The sequence below is a fragment of the Mycolicibacterium arseniciresistens genome (assembly GCF_030519285.1).
Classification (GTDB): domain Bacteria; phylum Actinomycetota; class Actinomycetes; order Mycobacteriales; family Mycobacteriaceae; genus Mycobacterium; species Mycobacterium arseniciresistens.
The window spans coordinates 1-413 of the sequence record NZ_JAUMSQ010000590.1 but is presented as its reverse complement, the minus strand read 5'-3'; the positions used below and the strand labels follow the sequence as shown (position 1 = coordinate 413).

Here is a 413-nt window from a genome sequence, read left to right as displayed (position 1 = left end):
GCGGGCCGGTTGGCCGCGGACCCGGCCCGCCAGTTCGGTCAGCGCGGCCGCCAGCCGTTCGTCCCGCAGCCCGTGCTCGGCCAGTTGCAAAGCGAGATCTGCTGTCAGCGTTGATATCTCGAGCTGGGTCACGAGCAGGGAGATCTCGATGTCGTGATGGCGGGCCGCGCCGGCGATCTGCGCGGCGCCGTGATGGACCGAACGCAGGAACGCCGGGTGGTGCGACGGGTCGATTAGGCCGCTGGCCCGGGCGCCGTCGACGAGGTCGAGCGCCTCGGCCTGGCTGACCCGCAGTGCCGCCGCCACGTCGTCGGGCCCGAGGTCCGCACTCAGCGACGACACCAGCAGTGTGTCGAGGACCGGTCCGTCGATGCGGCGCAGCCGCTCGGTGAGCGCGACCGCACCGGCCCTGC

Annotated in this window: 1 pseudogene; it reads right to left on the bottom strand. The window is 72.9% G+C overall.

Annotation, left to right across the window (positions count from 1 at the left end):
- A pseudogene (locus tag Q2100_RS31665) lies at positions 1-413 on the bottom strand (isoniazid response ATPase/transcriptional regulator IniR); the annotation flags it as partial.